Raw genomic sequence first — 21,684 nt, forward strand, 5'->3', positions numbered from 1 at the left:
GGTGAAGCTCAGCCACCGGTACTGGTGCCGGTGATCAGCCCTCGGGCATCGCCGACGAGTGGTGGTTCACGATCTTCCAGACGCCGTTGCGCTTCTCGTACTCGTACGTGTAGCGGGCCGTGACCACGCGCTTGTCGCCGGTCTTCGGGTCAGTGAGCGTGAACTGATAGACGCCGGCGTCGATCGCGGAGTTGCCGTCCAGGACGTTGATGATCGTCTGGACCTTCTCGCCCCGGGGCTTGTTCTCCAGGAAGTGGTGGAAGTAGTCGACGATTCCGGCGCGGTTCGTGCGGACCTTGTTGGAGACGGTCGGCAGCAGTACCGCGTCCTTCGCGTAGCGGTCGGCCACCTTCTTCGGGTCACCGGTCTGCAGCGACTTGTTCCAGCCGTCGAAGAGCGCCGCGATCTCCTTCTTGGAGGGCTTCTTCGGCGCGGACTCGGCGCCGGCCATGCTGACGCCGGCGGTCACCGTACCGGCGGTGACGAGGGCGGTGGCGGTCACGATGGCGGCGCGTATCCGGTTCTTGCGGGTCATCACGATCTCCCGTGCGAAGTGGGGGTGTACTGCCTCCGCTTCTGGTGCGGTGGAAGTGACTCCAGGTTCGCGTGGAGCTGGTTAGGGGCCGTGCAGCGGAGATACAGGGCCCATGCAAGAGGCGGACAACTTACGGTGAGTTGCTCAGCCAACGTGCTCAGCGGTCGGCGAACTGCCGTAAACCGCACGCAACTTGTAGCCGGAAGACATGCGCTCACCACCACGCGCAGGATTCTCATGCCCGCAACGTCCACCCCTGTCCCACTGCCGCGGTTTCGCCACCGCTGGGCCGCCATGGCCGGCCTGCGGGTGCAGGGAGGCGTCCCACGAGGTCACGCGGCGCTACGGCGACATGGTGCGCGACCATGGGAGGCGAACGGTCCTGTGGACGCCGGTCTGCGCCGGAAAGACCTTACGCGCAGCCGGAGTTGCTGCTCGCCGCCGTGACGACGGCGTTCACCGGGGTAGCAGACAGCCATGAGCGAAGTGCCGCTGACTGAGACTTTCCGTAGTGCGTCGGGGGACGTGCGGTGGGGCATGGCCGGGGACGGGCAGGACCCGGTCGTGCTGTGTCACGGAACCCCCTTCTCCTCCTACGTCTGGCGCGGCATCGCGCAAGCGCTGGCAGACACCGGCCGGTACCAGGTGTTCGTGTGGGACATGCCCGGGTACGGGGAGTCGGACATGCACACCGGTCAGGACGTCTCCCTGGCCGCCCAGGGACGGGTCTTCGCCGAGCTGCTGACGCAGTGGGGGCTGAGGGAACCCTCCGTGGTCGCGCACGACTTCGGTGGGGCCGTCTCCCTGCGGGCCCATCTGCTGCACGGGGTCCCCTACCGCGCGCTGGCCCTCGTCGATCCCGTGGCGCTGGCGCCGTGGGGTTCCCCGTCCTTCCGGCTGCTCGGCCGGCACGCCGACGTCTTCGAACAGCTGCCTCCCACGCTGCACCAGGCCCTCGTGAGGGAGTACGTGAGTTCCGCCAGCGGACCCGGGCTGCACCCGGCGGTCATCGACCGGCTCGTCCAGCCGTGGCTCGGCGAACACGGGCAGCCCGCCTTCTACCGGCAGATCGCCCAGGCGGACCAGGCCCACACCGACGAGATCCAGGACCGGTACGGGGAGATCGGCATCCCGGTGCTGGTGTGCTGGGGCGAGGACGACGGCTGGATTCCCCTGGCGAAGGGGCGGGAGCTGGCCGCCCGCATCCCGGGTGCGCGATTCGAGCCGATCTCGGGCGCGGGGCATCTCGTCCAGGAGGACGCCCCCGCCGAACTCACCGCCGTCCTGATGGACTTCCTGCGGGAACAGTCGGACCGCTAGCGCTGTGACCGGACAGGTTTGCCGGACAGCTCGTGGCGTCCGGCGCTGGGGGCACCTCCCACGCCCGTTCAGGCAGTGGGGGAACATCGCAAGGTGGAGGGGTGTCCGCGTACTGGAGGTACGCGGGTGATGCGACAACGCCGGCTCAGGGCTGTCCCGTGATCCGCGGTGGATCAGCGCACGGCCTCGGATGCTGAGGGCACCTCCCACGCCGATCAGGCAGTGGGGGAGCATCGCAAGGTGGAGGGGCGTCCGCACACGGGATGTATGCGGGCGTTCCGACAACGCGACGGTGGGGGAGCATCGCAAGCGGAGTGTCACCCGCGTACTGGAGGTACGCGGGTGATGCGACAACGCCGGCTCAGGGCTGTCCCGTGATCCGCGGTGGATCAGCGCACGCCGTCGGATGCTGAGGGCACCTCCCACGCCGTTCAGGCAGTGGGGGAGCATCGCAAGGCGGAGGGGCGTCCGCACACGGGATGTATGCGGGCGCTCCGACAACGCGACGAGGTGCCGCAGCCGGCGTCGTGCGCCCGCCGGGGATTACGGGAAAGCCCTTCGGTGCCGTGCCGGACGCCGCGAGCCGGTGAACCTGTCCGGTCACAGCCCTAGAGCGTCCCCAGCGCCGGAGCGAAGGCGATGAGGAGCGGGAGGAGGGCGAGGAGCGCGGCGACGGTCGTGGTCGCCGCGCGGCGGGTCCGGTCCAGGCGGGGCGGCGGCGACAGGAGCCGCTCCACCCGGTCGCCGAGCAGCCGGCGGGTGTTGGCGCAGCTCAACACGCCCCGGTGCTGGTTCAGTTCGATCAGGGCGAGCGCGGTGGTGAGGTGGCCGCAGCGGCGGGACGCCGTGTCGTCGGCGGCGAGTTCGACGAGTCGGTGGGTCTGGTCGGCGAAGTGCGCGAAGAGCGGGACGCGCGGGAAGCCGGTCGCGAGAGCGGTGGAGAGGTGGAGCAGCCAGTCGTGGCGGGCGCGGGCGTGGCCGAGTTCGTGGGCGAGCACGGCGTCCAGCTGACGGTCGGTCAGCTTGTGCAACGCGCCGGTGGTGACGACCAGTTGGGGAGGGGCGCCGGGCATCAGCCAGGCGTCCGGGTACTCGTCCTCCAGCACCAGCAGCGGGCCCTGCGCGTCGGGCAGGCCCGCTGGCAGATCGGGGGCCCGCTCGCGCAGATGGGCACGCCGCAGGTGCCGGCGGCGCCGGGCCTCGACGACTTCCCGGGCGAGCATGGCGCCGCTCCACGCGGCCCCGCAGGCCAGCAGCAGGGTCAGGACGGCCGTCCAGGGCGGCGCGGCGGTGAGGTCGTACGCGGCGGTCACGGCCGGCGGCGCGGGCGCGAAGGCATGCGTCCGGACCGTCTCGAACACGGCCGCCGCACCCAGCACCAGCGCCGCGAGACAGCTGAGCAACGCCGCCGCGAGAAGACACTGCCACGCCCACAGCGCGACCACGGGTTCCCGCTCCGGCCAGCCGGCCCGGAGCAGCGCACGGGGGCCCAGCAAGGCGGCGGTCAGGGCCACGGCGGTGAGAAGGAGCAGGAGAACGGTCACGTCGTTGGTCCGGTTCCTTGTCGGGGGGAGCCACGCAGTACGTACGACGGTGCATACGCTACCGCCGGTACCGGGCCCCATCAGGCGCCGTGGACAGGAAATCCGCGGGCCGCCGTCACCGCGTCAGGTGCCCGTGGACGCCGTTCCGATGTCGCCGCCCGCGGCGATGGAACCGGGACCCGACGCGGTCACCCCACCCGTCGGCGGCGCGGGCGCGGGGGTCGGCGCCGGGGACGCGGGCGCCGGGAGGGGCGCGCCCCCGGTGGAGGCCGCACCGATGCCGCCGCCGGCGGCGATCGCGCCGGCGCCGGACGCGGTGACCTGCGGGGGACTCGCGGGCGCGGTGGGCGGTGCCGACGGTGCGGAGGAGCCGCCGAACTGGGCGACGACGGCGAGCACAAGGCCGATGAGGCCCACCGACCCCCCGGCCACACTGGCGATCTGGTCCGCCGTCCCCAGGTCGACGAAGGCGAAGCCGACCAGTGTGGCGACGCCCGCCCCGCAGACGCCGATCCCCGCCCATGCCCATGGCTTGAGTGTCATGGGGGCATCATGCCCGGCCCGAGGCCTCGGCCGACCGGTCTCAGCACCCCTGGGGGTCCGGAGGCGTCCGCGGTGGGGGCGATGGTCGTGCGAGGCACTCATACGTCCCATGACGACCGCCGGTGGGTGCCGCTCGTCATGCATGCGGCGGGAGTCGGCGGCTCACGCGCCGCGCTCCCGCCGTGTGCTCACCCGTCGGTCTACTTGACCTTCCGCAACCCCAGCGGCCCGGCGATCTCCTCCGCCATGACCTTGCCCGCCTCGAACTCCAGGGTTTCGTCGCCCATGAGTTCCTGGTCGGTGTCGAGGCCGTCGAGTTCGGCCAGTGGCTGGTTGAGGCGGACATGCGCGACCAGGGACTGGAGGGCGCGGAGGGTGGCCGAGGCGGTCGAGCCCCAGTTGGAGAAGTAGGAGAACTGCCACCACCACAGCGCCTCGGTGGTGCGGCCCGCGCGGTAATGGGCCATGCCGTGGCGGAGGTCGGCCATGACGTCGACGAGGTCGTCGGAGATACGGGCCGGCACGGGCGCCTTGCGGGGCTCGTACGGGTCGAAGACCTCGGAGTAGACGTCGACCGGGTCGAGCATGGCGGCCAGGCGTTCGCGCAGCTCGTCGACGTCCTGCTCGGGGCCCGGGTCGGGCTCGTAGCGCTCGTCCGGCACGATGTCCTCGTGCGCGCCGAGGCGGCCCCCCGCCAGGAGGAGCTGGGAGACCTCCAGCAGCAGGAAGGGGACGGCCGAGTCCGGCTCGTCGCCCTTGGCCACCTCGGTGACCGCGACCAGGAAGCTCTCGATCTGGTCCGCGATCTGGACGGCGAAATCGTCCGGGTTCTGGCCGGTCGCGTGCAGCGTGGCGTCAGACATCCAGCAATCGTCTCCCCTCGAAGGCGCGGCCGAGGGTCACCTCGTCCGCGTATTCCAGGTCGCCGCCCACCGGGAGGCCGCTGGCCAGGCGGGTGACCTTGAGGCCCATGGGTTTGATCATGCGGGCGAGGTACGTGGCCGTGGCCTCGCCCTCCAGGTTCGGGTCGGTGGCCAGGATCAGCTCCGTGACCGTACCGTCGGCCAACCTGGCGAGGAGTTCCCGTATCCGCAGGTCGTCGGGGCCGACGCCCTCGATGGGGCTGATCGCGCCGCCGAGGACGTGGTACCGGCCCCGGAACTCACGGGTCCGCTCGATGGCGACGACGTCCTTCGGTTCCTCCACGACACAGATGACCGACGGGTCGCGGCGGGTGTCGCGGCAGATGTTGCACAGCTCCTCCTGCGCGACGTTGCCGCAGGTCGCGCAGAAGCGGACCTTCGCCTTGACCTCCATCAGGGCCTGCGCGAGACGCCGTACGTCCGTCGGCTCCGCCTGAAGGATGTGGAAGGCGATCCGCTGCGCGCTCTTGGGACCGACGCCGGGCAGCCGCCCCAGCTCGTCGATGAGGTCCTGGACCACGCCTTCGTACACGGACTGCCGTCCTTCCTGGTGTCTTTCAGTACGTACCGTAGTCGGCCGCCGCCGGTCCGAGGAAGGCGGTACGGGGCACGGATGGGGTCAGTGGCGGGGAGGGACGGTTCAGAAGGGCAGGCCGGGGATGCCGGAACCGCCGCCGAGGCCCTGGGCGAGGGGGCCCAGCTTCTGCTGCTGGAGGTTCTGGGCGTTCTCGTTGGCCGCCTGGACGGCCACGACGATCAGGTCGGCGAGGGTCTCGGTGTCCTCCGGGTCCACCGCCTTGGGGTCGATCTTCAGGGCGCGCAGCTCGCCGGAGCCGTTGACCGTGGCCTTGACCAGGCCGCCGCCCGCCTGGCCGTCGACCTCGGTGTTCGCGAGCTCCTCCTGTGCCCTCGCCAGGTCCTGCTGCATCTTCTGGGCCTGCTGGAGCAGCTGCTGCATGTTGGGCTGGCCACCACCGGGGATCACGTTCAGCTCCCTCGTTTCGCTCTCTTGCGGTCGCCCACGAGCCTACGTGGTCGGCCCGGCCCACGCGGCGCCACTCTTTCGAGTGACGAGGCGGGAATTCGTATACCTGATCAAGAATCTCTTCCAGGCGGAAAAGCCATGAAACCGGGGTTTTCGCCACCCGTTGGGAGGTAGGAAGAGCGCGTGCGCACGGCCCGTGGCACGGCGGTGCGGACGCGTCTCGCACTGTCGTCATCAGCGTCGTCTGTAGGGAGTACCGGGTGAGCCAGCCGGAGATGCGGCCCGAGGGGTCCCCCCAGGACGGGCGGGGTGAGGGGTCCGGGCTGTGGGCGGAGCCGTGGACGGAGGCGGCCGGGCCGTGGGCGGGTGATCTGACCGGGCGGCCCTTTCCGCACGGGGACTGGGCGGTGCCGGCGGAGCGGCTGGACGAGCTGTACCGGTGGGTGGAGCGGGCGGCGCTGGAGACCGCCGCGTGGTATCTCGCGGACCGCATGGGGAAACGGCTGGCGGCGCGGATGCTGCGGGTGGGGGCGGCGGTGGGTGCCCTCGCGGGGGCCGGGCTGCCGCTGCTGGACGTCACCGGGGTGGTGAGCGGTATGGCGCCCTGGGGGTATTTGGCGTTGCTGGGGTGTGTGGCCTGTGTGGTGGTGGATCGGTTCTTCGGGGTCACCTCCGGGTGGATGAGGGATGTCGCCACGGCACAGGCGGTGCAGCGGCGACTCCAGGCACTCCAGTTCGACTGGGCGTCGGAGAGCGCGCGCGAGGTGCTCGGGCCGACGGAGGGGACGGCCGGGGAGGCCGCGGAGCGGTGCCTCGGGGTGCTGCGGCGGTTCTCGGAGGACGTGACGGAGCTGGTGCGGGCCGAGACCGCGGACTGGATGGTGCATTTCGGGGCGGGGGCCGCGCCGCTGGGCATCCAGACCGGGGGGTCGGTCTCCCGCCCCGCGGAGATCCCACCCGGCCGGCCGCCGATGCCGCCGGGGGCACGGCCGAACATGCCGCGGCAGCGGCCGCCGGAGGCGCGGTGACCCTCGGCGGGCGGCGCGGGAGTACGTCGGCCAAGGCCTCTGGCGGGGGCGGCGTCGCCGTACGCCGGCCGCGGGTGGACGGGGGCTGGTCGCGCGGTTCCCCGCGCCCCTGAAGGGTTGGACGTGCGGCCTGCCCTTCATGAAGAGCGCGGGGCGCAGACCCTGCTTTCAGGGGCGCGGGGAACCGCACGGACGACCACGACGGGCCCGCGGTCGCCGCGGATCCCGCGGCCCCTGAGTCGCCATGCGAACCGGGGTGCGCCGGCCGGCTCAGTCGCCCTTCGTGTACGTCACCGACTTGCCCGCCGTGTCCACGCGGCGCAGGCGGCCGTCGGGAAGGAGGGTGACGGTGGTGGCGGCGCCCGGCGAGCAGGAGGTGGCCGGTTCGCCCTCGGTGACGGTGGAGGGGCCGATCTCGAGGGGGCCGTCGTCGTCCGGCGCCTCGCTCAGCTCCGCCTCGAACACACAGTGGTACGTACCGCCCCCTTCGAGCGGGCCGTCCGCCGTGAGGGAGAGCACGGGGTCGCCGACCTCGCCCTGCTGGATGACGAGTGCCCGGGTGTCGGAGCCGTCGGAGCCGTCGAGGGTCGCGTTCCAGGTGCCGAGGAACTCCTGCGGGATGGTGCCCGCGTCCGGGGACTCGGTGGTGGGCTCCGGGGAGGTCTCCGGGTCTGTCGGCTCGGGCGTCGTCGGCCCGGGGGTCTCGGGCCCGCTCGTCGTCGGCCCGCCCTTGCCCTCGTTCTCCTTGCCCCCCTCCTCCCCCTTCTTCATCAGCGCGTAGACCGAGCCGCCCGCGCCGAGCGCCACGACCAGGGCGACCACGACGAGCAGCACGGAGGAACGCCTGCCGCCTCTCCGCTCCGGTCTCGGCCGACCGCCGGGGCCCTGGAGGGGGGTCGGCCCGTACGGAGGGGTCGCGCCGAGCCCGCCCGGTGCGGCCTGGTGACCGCCGTACGGCGGCTGTCCCGCGTACGGCTGCTGGTCGGCGTACGGCTGCTGCCCGTAGGCGCCGTACGCGGCCTGGCCCTGCGGGGCGCCCTGCGGATAGCCGTAGCCGGGGGCCGCGCCCGGCGGCTGTCCGTACCCGGCGGTGGGCTGCGGGTGCTGCGGAGGCGCCGGTGGCTGCTGCGGGAAGCCGTACGCGGCGGAGCTGGGCGGCGCGCCCGGCAAAGGCGGCTGGGAGCCCGCCCCCACGATCTGCGTGGGCAGCCGGTCGAGCGGGGCGGAGCCCGGCGTACCTGGCGGAGGCGGCACGGCACCGCCCTGCGCCCCGGCGTGACCGGGGGCGCCATTGAGCCCGTCGGCAGCGGAGGGCAGCTGCTTGGTGAGATCGGGCGCCCCCGCCGGAGCGCCCTGCCCGGCCCCGCCCGCTGAAGCCCCGGCAGCCCCCGCGGCCCCGGCTGCGCCCAGGGCGCCCGCCCCGTTCTGCCCCTGGCTCCCCGGCGCGGCCTCCTCCGGGTCCTCCGCGTCCAGCAACTGGACCGCGTGGCGGCCGAGTTGGGCGACGAGGGCGCTCGGGAGCCAGGGGTCGCGGGAGCGCCCCGCGAAGACCGTGTCCTCGGCGCCGGTGCGCTGGAGGATCTGGGCGAGCGTGGGGCGGGCGGCGGGGTCCTTGCGCAGGCAGTCCCGTACGAGGTCGTAGAGCCCCTCGGGCAGGCCCACCAGGTCGGGTTCCTCCTCGGCGATGCGGAACATCAGCGCGTGGACGCCGGAGTTGGCGGCGCCGAAGGGGAGGTCGCCGGTCGCGGCGTAGGCGAGGACGGAGCCCAGACAGAAGACGTCGCAGGCGGGGGTGATGCGGTCGCCGCGCACCTGCTCGGGCGCCATGAAGCCGGGCGAACCGACGAGGGCGCCGGTGCGGGTGAGGCCGCCGTCGGTGACCGTCTCCAGCGCCCGCGCGATACCGAAGTCGATGACGCGGGGCCCGTCGATCGTCACGAGGACGTTGGACGGCTTGAGGTCGCGGTGGATGAGTCCCGCCGCGTGGATGTCCTCCAGCGCGTGGGCGAGTCCGGCGGCGAGGATGCGCACCGTCCGCTCGGGCAGCGCGCCGTGGTCCCTGCCGACCACGGCCTGGAGGGACGGGCCGGCGACGTATCCGGTGGCCACCCACGGGATGTCGGCCTCGGTGTCCGCGTCCAGCACCGGCGCGGTCCAGTACCCGCCGACCTGCCGGGCGGCCTGCACCTCCTGCCGGAACCGGGCCCGGAACTCCTCCTGGACGGCCAGTTCCTGCCGTACGTGCTTCACGGCGACGGTACGGCCGCGGTCGGACCGCGCCAGATACACGTTGCCCATCCCGCCGGCGCCCAGCCGCGCGAGCAACCGGTACGCCCCGATCCGCTGCGGATCCCCCGGCCCGAGCTTCTCCATGGCCACCGCCCCGCCTCTCCCCCGTGCGATCCCCAGCGCATCTGTACGCGCGCGTACGTAGGTGTACGCACGCCTGTCGCGTACGTACGGTTACGCCGTGTACATGCCGAACGTGCCGAACGTGCGCAACGAACCGATCGTAGTGCGGAGGCAGGAGGTGGCGGGCGAGCCGGTGTCTACGGTTCCGTAACAGCCTCCCGCCCGGCGGACAGGTCCTCCAGCACTGCCGACAGACCTTCCAGGACCCGTACGGTCTCCGCGAACCGCTCCTCGCCGAGGGCCTCGGCGAGCCGGTCGGCGAGGGCCGCGTGACCGGGGTTGATCTTCGCGACGGCGGCGCGGCCGGCCGGGGTCGGGGTGAGGAGCTTGGCGCGGCGGTGGGCCGGGTTGGGGACGTACTCGGAGAGGCCCCGGTCGACGAGGAGGTCGGCGACGCGCTGGACGCTCTGCCGGGTGATGCCCATCGCGCGGGCGACACCGGAGACGGGCAGCGGCTCGGGGAGCACCGCGCCGAGGACCTGCCACCAGGCCGCCGTGAGTCCCGCCGGTCGGGCCAGCTCGTCCGCGACGGACAGGAACTGGCCGTTGAGCCGGAAGATCCCGAGGGCGGTGCGGCTGAGCAGGTCCTGCCGTGCGCGGCTCATCGGGCGGCGGCTTCCAGGACGGCGTACGCCTCCGGGTCCGAGTCGTGGAACAGGCGGTACCAGGCGTCGAGCACCTCGCCCTCGTAGACGCCGAGGAGCCGGAGGACCTCGCGGGCGAAGGCGACGGGTTCGGTGGGGCCCGCGGTGACCAGCAGGCCGTCCGCGTCAGTCACGGCGTCCGCGTCGACGTAGTGCTCGGCACCCTTGTAACCGGTGGCGGCGAGATAGAAGGGGACCGCGCTGGTGTGGGCCCGGTCGTCCAGCAGCCCTTCCCGGGCGAGCCCGGCGGTCGCCCCGCAGATCGCGGCGACGGGGACGCCGGCGGCCAGGAACTCCCGCGCCTTGCGGGCGAACGGGGCGAGGTCGTCGCCGGTGTCCCAGAGGTCCGCGCCGGTGAGGATCAGCAGAGAGCTGTCCTGCGGGCGGAGGTCCGCGAGGGGGGCATCCGGCTGGATCCGGACGCCGGCGATGGTCCGCACGGGGTCTGTTGCCGGGCCGACCGTGCGGATCTCGTGGCCGGCGCGGGCCAGCCAGGCGGTGGTGTGGCCGGTCTCCCAGTCGGCGTAGGTGTCGTAGACGGCGAGGTGGACGGGGGCGCTGGTCATGGCTTCTCCTCCGGGGCCGTTCGCTGCTATGACAGCATGCTGACACTTTGCCAGGATGCTGTCAATGGGGGCCGCGTTATAGCTCGGGGTGCGCCGTCTCTTCGGCGGGTGCGGGTGCGTCGTGGTTTCTCGCGCAGTTCCCCGCGTCCCGGAAAGCACCGGGGCTGCCCCGCGCTTTTCAGGGGAGGGCGGGCCGCAGGCCCGGCCCTCCGGGGCGCGGGAAGCTGCGCGAACAACCCCCACCCACCCGCATCCGGCGTACAACAGGTGCCACCCCTCACCCGGCGCCCAACCGGCCCCCTGGGGCGACACACTGTCGCGGTGCGGCGCCCTGCCGCAGACAGGACGCCGATGTCGGGGCCGCACCACCGGCACCTACCCTCGACGCCATGACCCCTCAGCCCAACCCCCAGCTCGGCGCCGCGGTGAAGGCGGCGGACCGTGCGCACGTGTTCCACTCCTGGTCCGCCCAGGAGCTCATCGACCCGCTCGCAGTCGCCGGCGCGGAGGGGTCGTACTTCTGGGACTACGAAGGCAAGCGCTACCTGGACTTCACCAGCGGCCTCGTCTACACGAACATCGGCTACCAGCACCCGAAGGTCGTCGCGGCCATCCAGGAGCAGGCGGCGACGCTCACCACGTTCGCCCCGGCGTTCGCGATCGAGGCCCGTTCGGAGGCGGCCCGGCTGATCGCGGAGCGCACCCCGGGCGACCTGGACAAGATCTTCTTCACCAACGGCGGCGCCGACGCCGTCGAGCACGCCGTCCGCATGGCCCGCCTCCACACCGGCCGCCCCAAGGTGCTGTCCGCGTACCGCTCGTACCACGGCGGCACACAGCAGGCGGTGAACATCACCGGCGACCCCCGCCGCTGGGCCTCCGACGCCGGCACCGCCGGGGTCGTGCACTTCTGGGCGCCCTTCCTCTACCGGTCCCGTTTCTACGCGGAGACCGAGGAGCAGGAGTGCGCCCGCGCCCTGGAGCACCTGGAGACGACGATCGCCTTCGAGGGGCCGTCGACCATCGCCGCGATCATCCTGGAGACCGTGCCGGGCACGGCCGGGATCATGGTCCCGCCGCCGGGCTACCTGGCCGGTGTGCGGGGGCTGTGCGACAAGTACGGCATCGTCTTCGTCCTCGACGAGGTCATGGCGGGCTTCGGGCGGACCGGCGAGTGGTTCGCGGCCGACCTCTTCGACGTCGTCCCCGACCTGATGACCTTCGCCAAGGGCGTGAACTCCGGTTACGTCCCCCTCGGCGGTGTCGCCATCTCGCCCGCCATCGCGGAGACCTTCGCCCGGCGCCCGTACCCCGGCGGTCTGACGTACTCCGGGCACCCGCTGGCCTGCGCCGCCGCCGTCGCGACGATCGACGTCATGGCGGAGGAGCGCGTCGTCGAGAACGCGGCGGCGCTCGGCGCGTCCGTCATCGAGCCGGGGCTGCGCGCACTGGCGGAGCGGCACCCCTCGGTGGGCGAGGTGCGCGGCGTCGGCATGTTCTGGGCGCTGGAGCTGGTCCGGAACAAGGAGACCCGGGAGCCGCTCGTCCCCTACAACGCCGCGGGCGAGGCCAACGCGCCGATGCAGGCCTTCGCGGGCGCCGCCAAGGCACAGGGCCTGTGGCCCTTCGTGAACATGAACCGCACCCATGTCGTGCCCCCGTGCAACATCACGGAGGCCGAGGCCAAGGAGGGCCTCGCGGCCCTCGACACGGCACTGACGGTGGCGGACGAGTACACGACCTGACGCGCCTTCGCGGCCCGCACCGCCGCGGTCCCGGAACGCCGCGGTCCCGGCCCCCGGTGTCCCTGGGGCGACCGTGGACACCGGGGGCCCGTCATCTCTCGGGTGATCCCGTAGGTCTGTCCTCGGCCGCCGGGGAGTCGGGGTTCCGCGGTGTGCGGGGTGCGTACCAGTCGGTCGGCTGTTCCGGGCCGGTCCCACGCACGGCCGTCGGGCTCGGCCGGCCACCGGGGATGGTGATGCGCAGCCGCACCGGCAATCCGGCCGCCGTGGGCCGGTGGCCCGGTGCCCGCGCGCCGTGCTGACCACGGCCGAAGGCGAAGAAGTCGCCGAGCGCCCGTTGCGCGGACGAAGGGCGGTCCGTGGGGTCGGCGGCGGCGCGTCCGCCGCCGGGTGGAGCGGAGGTACCGCCCGCCGGGGGACCCTCGGGTTCCGGTGTCCGGCAGGGGATGTCGGCCTCGTGGTAGTCGCCGCAGGTACGACACCGCCAGTCGGGCGCCGTCCCGACCGGCCGAGCGCTGTCCGGCCGAGCGCTGTCCGGCCGAGCGCTGTCCGGCCGAGCGCTGTCCGACTGCGCGCTCTCCGTGATCGTCTCCAGGCCGGCCGCGTCCTGCGGCGTCGACGTGAAACCGTGCGCGGGGCCGGGCCACGCGCGTCCCGGCACCCGACGGGGCAGGCGCGGCCGTTCGACGGACGCGGGAACCCTCAGGGACAGCGTCGGGGTGTCCTGGGAACCGAGGGGCGGCGCGGAGGGGACGGCGCGCTCGACGACGGCCGGGGAACTGCACTCCGTGCACAGCGCGGCCCGCCAGCCCTGCGAGTCGTCGTACCCGAAGGACGGCCGCGCGCACTCGGGGCAGGACAGGTCTCCCCGCCGCTGCGCCTGGTCGACCAGGAGTTCGCGGGTCATACGGGCGGCCCGGTATGCCTCCGTCTCGTGCGGCTCGGGGATGTGGACCAGGAGCTTGATGCCCGGTCCCCGTCGCGCGGACGACTCCAGGTCGCTCATGAGGAGCTGGAGGTCTCGGGGGGTGACGCGATCGTGGGTGGTCAGGCGGTCGAGGAGACCGGTCTGCCCGGTGCGGCGAAGACGGGTGCGGGTGCTGCGCCGGGCGCGATCCGCCCTGTCCCAGGCCTTTCCCCACTCCGGGAGTTCGGACCTGCGCATGCTGAGAGCCTCGGCGAACGCCTGCACGAAGGGGCGGCTGGGCTTGGAGCGGCCCTTCAGAACCCGGCCGGCGGTGCTGTGCGGCAGCCGCCCCAGGCCGCCGATGCGGGCGTCCAGACTGCGCAGGGGCGGGCAGCCCGCGTTCTGGTAGAGCTCCAGCATCGCGGAGTGCAGGTCGGCGAAGTCCTTGACGAGGCTGATGTGCACTCCGCCCCGGCGCCCGCTCAGCACCATCAGCGCCTGTGCCTCGTCGCGCCGGGCGAGTCTCCAGTACTTCTCGGCTTCCTTGGCGGACAGGCCGCAGGCCCTCGCATAGGCGAGGACGACCTTCAGATTCCTGGGCACGCTCCGGCCGGACGCGGCGCGCGCCAGGGTGTCGGCGCTGTAGTCGGTGCGGGCGGCGAGTTCCGCGTAGGTGAGCCCCACCGCCTCGCGGCCGGCGCGAAGCCAGGCCGCGAGGGAGTGCAGGGTCTTGCCGCACTGACCGATCGGGTTCTCACGGCGGCCCATGAGGGGGTCAGACCTCGGGGGCCGGTTCGTCCCGGCCGCTGCGCAGCTGACGCAGCAGCCGCAGGCCGAGGGCCGCCGCCTCCGCGACGAGGAGGACCACGCCGGCGGTCGGGAGGCCCGTCGCGGCGAGGGCCGCCGCGACGACGACGATGACGATCAGAACCAGGGCCTCGGGGCCGGTCACCGGACGGGGCCTGGCGGAGGACACACCACAGGGAAACAGGGTCAACGTTCCTTCTCCAATTGTGCGCGTACTGCGGGCAACGAGGTTGCTGTGCAAGGCGGTTGCTGCCGCCCCTCGTGAGAAGTGATGTTGCAGCATGCGTCGGCCGCGGAGCTAACTCACGGCCCGCGTTACCGCAGGCGCGTCCCTTTGCCGGTCCCGCGGCCGGCGGTGCATGTGCCCTGGTCGCAAAGGTCACGCCGGCATCTTTCCCGCAGGTGCGTCCCACCTTTGTGGCCTGCAGGTCGGCCCCTCGCGGCGGATTCCGCAGCGGTGTCCCGAGCGCAGGCACCGCTTCCGGTACCCCGTCGACCCACTCCGCCGCAGGTCAAAGCCGTGGGGCCGGGGCGAATTCCGCACCGTCATCCCGGTGTTGACCTGACGGCACGGCATACCCGATCTTTGATCCTGCATCCGTCACCGCCCTCGGCCGTGGCGGAGCTTCTCCGATGTACTGCGGGCAAAACAGTGATCCGGAGACACCCGAAGACCCGTTGCTGCGCGTCTTCAACCGGTCCTGGCGCCCACACCCGGCGCCAGGACCTTTTCCCCGCGGGACAGGCCCCCCCCACACACGGACAGCTGCCCCGACAGGCCGGTCGCGCGGTTGACGCGCTGCCGTCGCGCGGCGTGAGACACCGGCCCGACCGAAACAGTGCTCCCGGAACCCGAACGCGTAAGGTGACGTGCTCGTAAGAGAACGCAGAGACCACGCACAGGAATGCGTACGCGTACGCGGATGGGGGAACCGGACCACGATGCCCGGCACCGGCGGCGGCAATGGCGCCGTGACTCGAAGCACCCTGCGGCAGCAGCTCGCGGACGCGCTCCGTGACGAGGTGCTGGCCGGCAGACTGAAGCCGGGGCAGGAGTTCACGGTGAAGGAGATCGCCGAGCAGTACGGGGTGTCGGCGACGCCCGTGCGCGAGGCGCTGGTGGACCTGTCCGCGCAGGGACTGCTGGACGCGGTGCAGCACCGCGGGTTCCAGGTGCACGAGTACTCGCCGGGCGACTACCGGCACATGGTCGAGGCCCGCACCCTCATCGGCGACGGCATGTTCCGCCGGCTCGGCGACCGGAAGATGGACACCCGTACCGCCGCGGCGCTCGCCGGGGTACGGCGGCGCGGCGAGGAGGCCCGGCGGGCCGCGACCGCCGGTGATCTCAACGTCCTGATCGGCTACGACCTGCGGTTCTGGCGCGAGCTGATCGTCCTGTTCGGCAACCCCTACCTCTCCGACTTCCTGCACCGGCTGCGGGTGCAGTCGTGGGTGTGCGCGGTGCAGCACCTGCGCCGGGCGGACGACCTCAGGGGCCGGCTGTGGGACCGGTACACCGACCTCGTCGACGCGCTCACCCGCCGGGACGCGATCACCGCACAGGAGATCATCGCCGAGTACGACGACCACTCGCTGACCCTCGTGGAACGGCTGGCCGACGGATGAGCGAGGCCCGCACGGGCGCCGGCCCCCGGGTCGGCGTCGATCTGTCCGTCGTCATCCCCGCCTACAACGAGGAGCACCGTCTCGCCCCCACCCTCGACGCGATCGTCGCCCACCTCACCGCGACGGAGGCCGCCGAGACCTGGGAGGTCCTCGTCGTCGACGACGGTTCGACGGACGGAACGCGCGAGGTCGTGGCCGCCGTCACCGAGCGCGACTCACGGGTGCAGCTCATCAGGGGCGGGCCCCGCAACCGGGGCAAGGGCCACGCCCTGCGCCTCGGGGTCTGCGCCTCGTACGGCCGCCGGGTCCTCCTCACGGATGCCGATCTCGCCGCGCCCATCGACGAGTTGGAGCAGCTCGACAAGGCGCTCAGCGACGGGCACGCGGCGGCGATCGGCTCCCGCGAGGCACCGGGTGCGCGCGTCGAGCGGCGGCAGCACCGGCTGCGTGAGAACCTCGGCCGCGCGGGCAACCTGCTGATACGCGGGCTCGTGGTGCCCGGAATCCGTGACACCCAGTGCGGGTTCAAGCTGTTCGACGGCGAACGGGCCCGCGAGGCGTTCGCCGCCTCCCGTCTCGACGGGTTCGGGATCGACGTCGAGATACTGCGGCACTTCCGGCGCGCCGACTGGTCCGTCGCCGAGGTGCCGATCCGCTGGTCCCACCAGCCCGGTTCGAAGATCCGCGCCCGGGACTACGCCCGCGTCCTCGGCGAACTCGCCTCCCTGAAGGGCCGTTCGGCGCGGTCGGCGGCGCGTTCCCTGCGCCCCGCCGACATGCTCGCGGTCCTCGTCTTCCTGCTGATGGCGGTGGCCCTCTACGCCGGCCGCTGGATCGACCCGAACGGCCGCTACCTCCCCGACTCCCTCCAGGACCAGAACCAGTGGGAGTGGTTCTTCGCCGTCACCGCCGACAACGTCGTCCACCTCAGGAACCCCCTGTTCACCGACTTGCAGGGCTTCCCCGACGGGGTGAACCTCATGGCCAACACGGTCATGCTGGGCCTGTCGGTCCCCTTCACCCCGGTGACGCTCGCCCTGGGGCCGGCGGTCTCCCTCGGTCTCGTCATGACGCTGGGCCTGGCCGCCACCGCCGCCGCCTGGTACCGGCTGTTCGTGCGACGGCTCGTACGGCACCGGGGCGCGGCCTTCACCGGCGCTGTCCTCGCCGCGTTCGCGCCCCCGATGGTCAGCCACGCCAACGCGCACCCGAACTTCATCGTCCTGTTCATGATCCCGCTGATCATCGACCGGGCGCTGCGGCTGTGCACGGGCGCCCGCACGGTACGGAACGGTGTCGTCCTCGGCCTGATGACGGCGTATCAGATCTTCCTCGGCGAGGAGCCCCTCCTGCTCGCCGCGATGGGCATGCTGCTGTTCGCCGCCGCGTACGGGGCCGTACGGCGGGACGTGACCCGCGCCTGCTGGCGCCCGCTGCTGAAGGGCCTCGGTGTCGCGGCCCTGACCACGCTCCCCCTGGTGGCGTTCTTCCTGTCCTGGCAGTTCTTCGGCCCGCAGAGCTACAAGAGCATCGGGCACGGTGACCACGCCGGGAACAGCCCCCTCGCCCTGCTCTCCTTCGCCGAGCGCTCGCTCCTCGCGGGCGACCGGGAGCGGGCGGACGCGCTCTCCCTCAACCCGACCGAACAGAACGCCTTCTACGGCTGGCCGCTGGTGCTGCTGGCCCTCGGCATCGTCGTACGCCTGTGGGAGCGCCCGCTGGTGAAGGCGCTCGGTTTCACCGCGGTCGCCGCCGCCGTCCTCTCCCTCGGCTCCGAGATCCGCCTCCCGCGGACGGACCTGGTGCTGCCCGGACCCTGGGCGCTGCTCGCCGACCGGCCGCTGTTCGAGTCGGTCATCGAGGGCCGGGTGGCGATGGTCTGCGCGCCGGTGCTGGGGACGCTGCTGGCGCTCGCCTTCGAACGTCTGGCGGCGGCGCCGGGCCTCGGCACCCGGTATGTGGGCTTCCTGGCGATCACGCTGGCGCTGCTGCCGATCGTGCCCGCCCCGCTGAAGTCGGTGGACCGGCCCGAGGTGCCGTCGTTCATCGCGGACGGCACCTGGCGGTCGTACGTCGACACGGGGGCCGGCGAGACGCTCGTCCCGGTGCCGCTGCCGGACCCCGGTAACGCGGAGGCGCTGCACTGGCAGACCACGGCCGACTTCGGCTTCCGGATGCCCGGCGGCTACTTCAACGGCCCCTTCGGCGAGGACCGCACCGGGATCTACGGCGCCGTCCCGCGCCACACCTCCGCCCTGCTGCGGGAGGTGCGCTACAGCGGGCGCACCCCCGCGATCGGGGAGGCCTGGCAGGCGCAGGCCCGCAAGGACTTCGCGTACTGGCACGCCGGGGCGCTGGTCCTCGTGCCGCAGTACTACGACAAGCAGTTGCGCGTCACCGTGGACAGGCTGGTCGGGCGTCCCGGTAAGTGGGTGGGCGGTGTGTGGGTATGGGACCTGCACGAAGGGGACTGAAGGCGGCGTTCAGCGACTACGCTTCTTCCCCGCCCACACTGTGAGGAGTGCTCCTTTGGCCTGTGACCTCTGGCTGGTCCCGCTCGTCGACGTGCTGTGCCACACGCCCGACAACCCCTTCGCCGAGGAACTCGCGCTCTACAACCAGGTGCTGGGCGAGGCAGGACTGCCGCCGGTGCCGGTGTACCAGTACATGCCCGGGCTGACCGGGGAGGTCGCCCCGATCGCGGGCTTCGACTACGACGCGCTGCACTTCCTGCGCCGGGCGTACCTGCTGCAGGTGTGCGGTCTGCCGGTGACGCCGGTGGGCGAGCTGGGCGGCGACTACGAGCAGTTGCTGGAGATGTTCGAGACGACGGCCCAGCAGTCGCATCTCGTCTGGCACTACGACCACGCGGGCGCGTACGTCCCCGTGGACTTCCCGCACCCGCTGGCGAACGACGAACTCCTCGCGGGCAACGGTCCCTTGGGTTCCTCCCAGGGCCTGCTGCGCGAACTCGAGACCGTGGGCCCGGCGATCGGGATCGACCCCGCGAACCCGCCTCTGGCCCCCGCCCCGCCGCTCGCGCCGACGTCCCTGGAGGAACCGGCCGCTCCCGCGCCGTTCGACTCCAGCCCCTTCGCGCGCGAACGCCACGTCTGGCTGGGCCTGAACGCGGCGGCCACCCGCAGCCTGGCCCAGGGCTCGATGATCATCTTCAGCTGACGGGGAGGCCGGGCCGGCTGCGGGGGCGGCGAGGGCCGGGGGACGCCGCCTCAGCTCAGTTTGGCGAGGCCCGTCTGCAGGTCGTCGAAGTTCATCACCGGCGTGTAGTCGATGCTGGCGCCCATCTCCATGAACAGCGGCTCGGCGATCGAGGGCATGTCGGAGGAGTCCGTCATATCGAAGAACAGGTACATCGTGCGCCGGCCCTGATCGACGGTGAAGTAGGTGGACTCCGGCCTGGTGCGCTCCATGAGCGCCTCCATCATCTGGGGCAGCTTGCCGCTCCGCAGCATCTCGCTGGACCGCTGGGTGTCGAAGGACGCCTTCAACAGCACGCGCATGGCAGTCTCCTCTCCGCCCCCCTGAGAACTCCCGGCCACCACCCCCCTCTCCCACCCCGTGGACCACACCGGGCACAACCTCAGGATATGCCCGCCAAGCGAACAATGTCCGCCGAGCCGCCAGGCCACCCCACCCCGCGAAAACCGGATGCCGACGAGCGAGAGCCCCGGGCACCATGCGCCCATGGCCACCGAACTGGACGGGATGATCGAATGCCGCCCCGGCGCGCGTCCGTGGGGCCCCGACGACGAGGACTCCGTCTGGCACGCCGCCATGGACCTCTTCGTCCTGAACGTCGGCAACGCGTACGACGCGCTCGCCTGCCTCTTCGGCGTCCGCGACGACACCGGTTTCCGCCCCCTCGCCGAGAACCGCGGCTTCCCGGACACCGCGTCCGAGGCCTTGCGGGACGCGTACGCCCCGTACGCGGACTCCACCGACCTTCGCGGCACGACATGGATCACCTGGTCGGAGCTCGCCTCCGCGGACTGGCACGAGACCGACCGCTCGGGCGGCCGAACCCGAGCCATGGCCGCCGGGCCCGACACCCACTGGGGCCCCGTCTGGACCGTGATGCGCACACTCTCCACCCTCCACGGCCCCGACAACGTCCGGCTTCTAAGGGCTGTCCCGTAATCCGCGGTGGATCAGCGCACGGCGTCGGATGCTGGGGGCACCTCCCACGCCGTTCAGGCAGTGGGGGAGCATCGCAAGGCGGAGGGGCGTCCGCATACTGGATGTATGCGGGCGTTCCGACAACGCGGCGAGGTGCCGTAGCCGGCGTCGTGCGCCCGCCGGGGATTACGGGACAGCCCTTAGCCGCCGATGTTCAGGTCGCCGTTGATGTCACGTGCCTGGACGACCGTGCCGTGGAACGTCCCGCCCGAGATCTCGTTGCGCACGTCACCCGGACCGGTCGGTGAGCCGTGCAGCGCTTCGGCCCGGCGGCGCCAGGACTCAAGCGCCCGGGCAAAGGCCGGATCCTGTCGGGCGCGCACAGCCAGCGTCTCGGACAGCTCCCGGGCCCGCTCGGCGTCGTCCGCCGCCGCGTCGAGAGCCGTCAGTTCGCCCCCTCCCCACGGCTCTCCTTCCGACTGCCGACGTCCGACGAGGTCGCGCAGTGATGCCCAGATCTGCTGCCCCGCGGCACCCGCGGTACCACCGGCAAGGGCCATGAGCAGTTCAGGCGCGATCGGGTCCACGAACACCCTCCCCCGTGTGTCAGCGGTGTACGTCGCGGACCGAGAGTAGGACAACACGACTCCGCGCGGACAGTGCGGACGACGGAACACCGGTGTGCTGTTCGCCCCGTACGCGGTGAGCGTGGATCCGGTGCCACGCGCTCCACTCGTCCATGACGTCCCGTCGCCCACGGGCGCGCATTGTCTTCCTACCCGCTCGGGTCCGGCGGTACGGGCCGGGCGTATCCGGGGCGGGCGTCCGGTGGGCGGATCCTGGCGTGAAGCCGGTACGCAGCAGCCCCCAGCGGTGGTCCCGTCAGCCGTCCCCCGCCCATGCGCTCCCGGAGCGGCACGGCCGGAAGCCGCCCCGCATTGACCCAATGCCCGGTTGTTCTGAGTATCGAAGCGGATACAATCCGTAGTAGCTGAATGTGCAACCAAATGGACTGGGGGCGAGGATGACCCGTGCATGGGAGGCCAACCCTTCCGCGTTATTCGAGCGGAGGCTGGGCAAGTCGGCCAAAGAGCTGGGCAATTCGGACGGCCGGGATGAATGCCCGGACATCTGGCAGCTGGACAACGGCGACATCGCTGTCATCGGCAGGGACCTCACGGCCGCCTATGACGCCCGCCTTCCTGACGGAGTGAGCCTCGCGCCGGACGAGCGTTTGGTGGTCATCCCCGGAAGCATGCTCAGCGCTGCGAAGGCGGACATCCCCGATGCTTGACCTACTTCCCCCGGTTCTCGCTCCCGAGGGCGGCGAACGCCTTACACGCGACGCCTACAAACGGGACTTCCGAGCACGTGAGGCAGCGATCCACGACGCGGACTCCTGGAAGCTGGAGCGGCTTCAGTACTTCGAGGAGCAAGGCAGTTCCAGCCGTGACGCCCTGCGCCGAGGAGATTGGGAGATGGCGCTGCGGCTGCTGGAGGACCGGCGGGACAGCCTGCTCGCCGCCGCTCGGGAGGACACCCGCAGGGGTCATCGCTTCCACCGCGTGCGAGTGGTCGAGAAGCCGTTGTCGCCGTACGTGCAGTGGGAGCTCCACTCGCACAGGCAGCGCGCCGAGTACGGAGAGCGGATTCGCGTCGTCACCGCCGAGCACGTGGCTTCGGTTGAGCGCGAGCACCGTCTGCCGGAAATCGTCGTCCTCGGTGGCGGCACTCTCTTCCAGGTCCTCTACACCGAGGCCGGGGCCACGCTCGGCGCGGTCCGCTACACCGACCACGATCCGGTCAGCAGCTGGGAGAACTACATCAGGAAGCTCTACGAGGCGGGGGAGGACGTGAGGTCCTATTTCGAGCGCGAGGTGGCGCACCTGCCCGCGCCCAGGACGCTGTAGCCTCCCCGGCCCCGGGGCAGCCTCGCAGGAGGACGGAGCAAGCGATCAC

Annotated in this window: 22 protein-coding genes; 9 read left to right on the forward strand and 13 right to left on the reverse strand. The window is 72.1% G+C overall.

The annotated features are described in order from the left end of the window. Nucleotides 1-34 precede the first annotated feature (34 nt). Nucleotides 35-535 carry an SgcJ/EcaC family oxidoreductase gene (locus ACZ43N_RS16020; protein ID WP_468097979.1) on the reverse strand — a complete coding sequence of 167 codons (501 nt, stop codon included), beginning with the start codon at nucleotides 533-535 and terminating at the stop codon, nucleotides 35-37. A 477-nt stretch (nucleotides 536-1,012) separates the two neighbouring features. Here ACZ43N_RS16020 and ACZ43N_RS16025 point away from each other — a divergent pair, with 477 nt between their 5' ends. Further along, the gene (locus ACZ43N_RS16025; protein ID WP_468097980.1) at nucleotides 1,013-1,855 is read left to right on the forward strand and encodes an alpha/beta fold hydrolase; all 843 of its coding nucleotides are present in this window, start codon (nucleotides 1,013-1,015) and stop codon (nucleotides 1,853-1,855) included. A gap of 608 nt (nucleotides 1,856-2,463) precedes the next feature. Here ACZ43N_RS16025 and ACZ43N_RS16030 read toward each other — a convergent pair. The 5 genes from ACZ43N_RS16030 to ACZ43N_RS16050 all read right to left on the reverse strand — a co-directional run bounded on the left by ACZ43N_RS16030 (nucleotide 2,464) and on the right by ACZ43N_RS16050 (nucleotide 5,850). Then, nucleotides 2,464-3,399, reverse strand: coding sequence for a M56 family metallopeptidase (locus ACZ43N_RS16030; protein ID WP_468097981.1), 936 nt, complete (start codon nucleotides 3,397-3,399; stop codon nucleotides 2,464-2,466). Nucleotides 3,400-3,522: 123 nt separating this feature from the next. Beyond that, nucleotides 3,523-3,942, reverse strand: coding sequence for a hypothetical protein (locus ACZ43N_RS16035; protein ID WP_468097983.1), 420 nt, complete (start codon nucleotides 3,940-3,942; stop codon nucleotides 3,523-3,525). 200 nt (nucleotides 3,943-4,142) lie between these two features. Next, a complete protein-coding gene (locus tag ACZ43N_RS16040) occupies nucleotides 4,143-4,805 on the reverse strand; it encodes a DUF5063 domain-containing protein (protein WP_468097984.1) in 663 nt (220 codons plus the stop codon). After that, entirely contained in the window at nucleotides 4,798-5,397 is a 600-nt protein-coding gene (gene recR, locus ACZ43N_RS16045; protein ID WP_055536881.1) for a recombination mediator RecR, read from the reverse strand. Before recR ends, ACZ43N_RS16040 begins: the two co-directional genes overlap by 8 nt. Nucleotides 5,398-5,505: 108 nt before the next feature. Beyond that, entirely contained in the window at nucleotides 5,506-5,850 is a 345-nt protein-coding gene (locus ACZ43N_RS16050; RefSeq protein ID WP_468097985.1) for a YbaB/EbfC family nucleoid-associated protein, read from the reverse strand. A gap of 260 nt (nucleotides 5,851-6,110) precedes the next feature. On the opposite strand from ACZ43N_RS16050, the gene ACZ43N_RS16055 reads away from it, so the two are divergent. Next, a complete protein-coding gene (locus ACZ43N_RS16055) occupies nucleotides 6,111-6,878 on the forward strand; it encodes an SLATT domain-containing protein (protein ID WP_468097986.1) in 768 nt (255 codons plus the stop codon). Nucleotides 6,879-7,148: 270 nt separating this feature from the next. Here the strand turns inward: ACZ43N_RS16055 and ACZ43N_RS16060 are convergent, their stop codons facing one another. The 3 genes from ACZ43N_RS16060 to ACZ43N_RS16070 form a co-directional block, all read right to left on the reverse strand. After that, nucleotides 7,149-9,251, reverse strand: coding sequence for a serine/threonine-protein kinase (locus ACZ43N_RS16060; protein WP_468098173.1), 2,103 nt, complete (start codon nucleotides 9,249-9,251; stop codon nucleotides 7,149-7,151). Between the two features lie 176 nt (nucleotides 9,252-9,427). Further along, nucleotides 9,428-9,895, reverse strand: coding sequence for a MarR family winged helix-turn-helix transcriptional regulator (locus tag ACZ43N_RS16065; protein ID WP_468097988.1), 468 nt, complete (start codon nucleotides 9,893-9,895; stop codon nucleotides 9,428-9,430). Further along, nucleotides 9,892-10,500, reverse strand: coding sequence for a DJ-1/PfpI family protein (locus ACZ43N_RS16070; RefSeq protein WP_468097989.1), 609 nt, complete (start codon nucleotides 10,498-10,500; stop codon nucleotides 9,892-9,894). The genes ACZ43N_RS16065 and ACZ43N_RS16070 overlap by 4 nt, the downstream gene beginning before the upstream one ends. Before the next feature lie 389 nt (nucleotides 10,501-10,889). On the opposite strand from ACZ43N_RS16070, the gene ACZ43N_RS16075 reads away from it, so the two are divergent. After that, complete coding sequence (locus ACZ43N_RS16075; RefSeq protein WP_468097990.1) at nucleotides 10,890-12,245, forward strand: aminotransferase class III-fold pyridoxal phosphate-dependent enzyme; 1,356 nt, start codon at nucleotides 10,890-10,892, stop codon at nucleotides 12,243-12,245. A 91-nt stretch (nucleotides 12,246-12,336) separates the two neighbouring features. Here the strand turns inward: ACZ43N_RS16075 and ACZ43N_RS16080 are convergent, their stop codons facing one another. Both ACZ43N_RS16080 and ACZ43N_RS16085 read right to left on the reverse strand, forming a co-directional pair. Then, complete coding sequence (locus ACZ43N_RS16080) at nucleotides 12,337-13,920, reverse strand: helix-turn-helix domain-containing protein (protein WP_468097991.1); 1,584 nt, start codon at nucleotides 13,918-13,920, stop codon at nucleotides 12,337-12,339. 7 nt (nucleotides 13,921-13,927) lie between these two features. After that, nucleotides 13,928-14,104 carry a hypothetical protein gene (locus tag ACZ43N_RS16085; protein ID WP_468097993.1) on the reverse strand — a complete coding sequence of 59 codons (177 nt, stop codon included), beginning with the start codon at nucleotides 14,102-14,104 and terminating at the stop codon, nucleotides 13,928-13,930. A gap of 797 nt (nucleotides 14,105-14,901) precedes the next feature. Between ACZ43N_RS16085 and ACZ43N_RS16090 the strand changes: the two genes are divergently transcribed. From ACZ43N_RS16090 to ACZ43N_RS16100, 3 genes are read left to right on the forward strand one after another with little or no spacing between them, the layout of a single operon-like run. Further along, nucleotides 14,902-15,588 carry a GntR family transcriptional regulator gene (locus ACZ43N_RS16090; protein WP_468097994.1) on the forward strand — a complete coding sequence of 229 codons (687 nt, stop codon included), beginning with the start codon at nucleotides 14,902-14,904 and terminating at the stop codon, nucleotides 15,586-15,588. Continuing rightward, nucleotides 15,585-18,062 (forward strand): glycosyltransferase, encoded by a 2,478-nt coding sequence (locus ACZ43N_RS16095; RefSeq protein WP_468097996.1) that lies wholly within the window; start codon nucleotides 15,585-15,587, stop codon nucleotides 18,060-18,062. Before ACZ43N_RS16090 ends, ACZ43N_RS16095 begins: the two co-directional genes overlap by 4 nt. Nucleotides 18,063-18,117: 55 nt before the next feature. After that, entirely contained in the window at nucleotides 18,118-18,768 is a 651-nt protein-coding gene (locus ACZ43N_RS16100) for a hypothetical protein (protein ID WP_468097997.1), read from the forward strand. Nucleotides 18,769-18,818: 50 nt separating this feature from the next. Here the strand turns inward: ACZ43N_RS16100 and ACZ43N_RS16105 are convergent, their stop codons facing one another. Continuing rightward, complete coding sequence (locus ACZ43N_RS16105) at nucleotides 18,819-19,109, reverse strand: hypothetical protein (RefSeq protein ID WP_055716663.1); 291 nt, start codon at nucleotides 19,107-19,109, stop codon at nucleotides 18,819-18,821. Nucleotides 19,110-19,293: 184 nt separating this feature from the next. On the opposite strand from ACZ43N_RS16105, the gene ACZ43N_RS16110 reads away from it, so the two are divergent. Next, complete coding sequence (locus tag ACZ43N_RS16110; protein ID WP_468097998.1) at nucleotides 19,294-19,746, forward strand: hypothetical protein; 453 nt, start codon at nucleotides 19,294-19,296, stop codon at nucleotides 19,744-19,746. 179 nt (nucleotides 19,747-19,925) lie between these two features. On the opposite strand, the gene ACZ43N_RS16115 is transcribed toward ACZ43N_RS16110, so the two are convergent. Continuing rightward, nucleotides 19,926-20,312 (reverse strand): hypothetical protein, encoded by a 387-nt coding sequence (locus tag ACZ43N_RS16115; protein WP_468097999.1) that lies wholly within the window; start codon nucleotides 20,310-20,312, stop codon nucleotides 19,926-19,928. A gap of 437 nt (nucleotides 20,313-20,749) precedes the next feature. Between ACZ43N_RS16115 and ACZ43N_RS16120 the strand changes: the two genes are divergently transcribed. Continuing rightward, nucleotides 20,750-21,019 carry a hypothetical protein gene (locus ACZ43N_RS16120; protein WP_468098001.1) on the forward strand — a complete coding sequence of 90 codons (270 nt, stop codon included), beginning with the start codon at nucleotides 20,750-20,752 and terminating at the stop codon, nucleotides 21,017-21,019. Further along, on the forward strand, nucleotides 21,012-21,635 hold the full coding sequence (locus ACZ43N_RS16125; RefSeq protein WP_468098003.1) for a DUF6879 family protein: 624 nt from the start codon (nucleotides 21,012-21,014) through the stop codon (nucleotides 21,633-21,635). The genes ACZ43N_RS16120 and ACZ43N_RS16125 overlap by 8 nt, the downstream gene beginning before the upstream one ends. Nucleotides 21,636-21,684 lie beyond the last annotated feature (49 nt).

Source organism: Streptomyces sp. NPDC030814, from assembly GCF_055572155.1.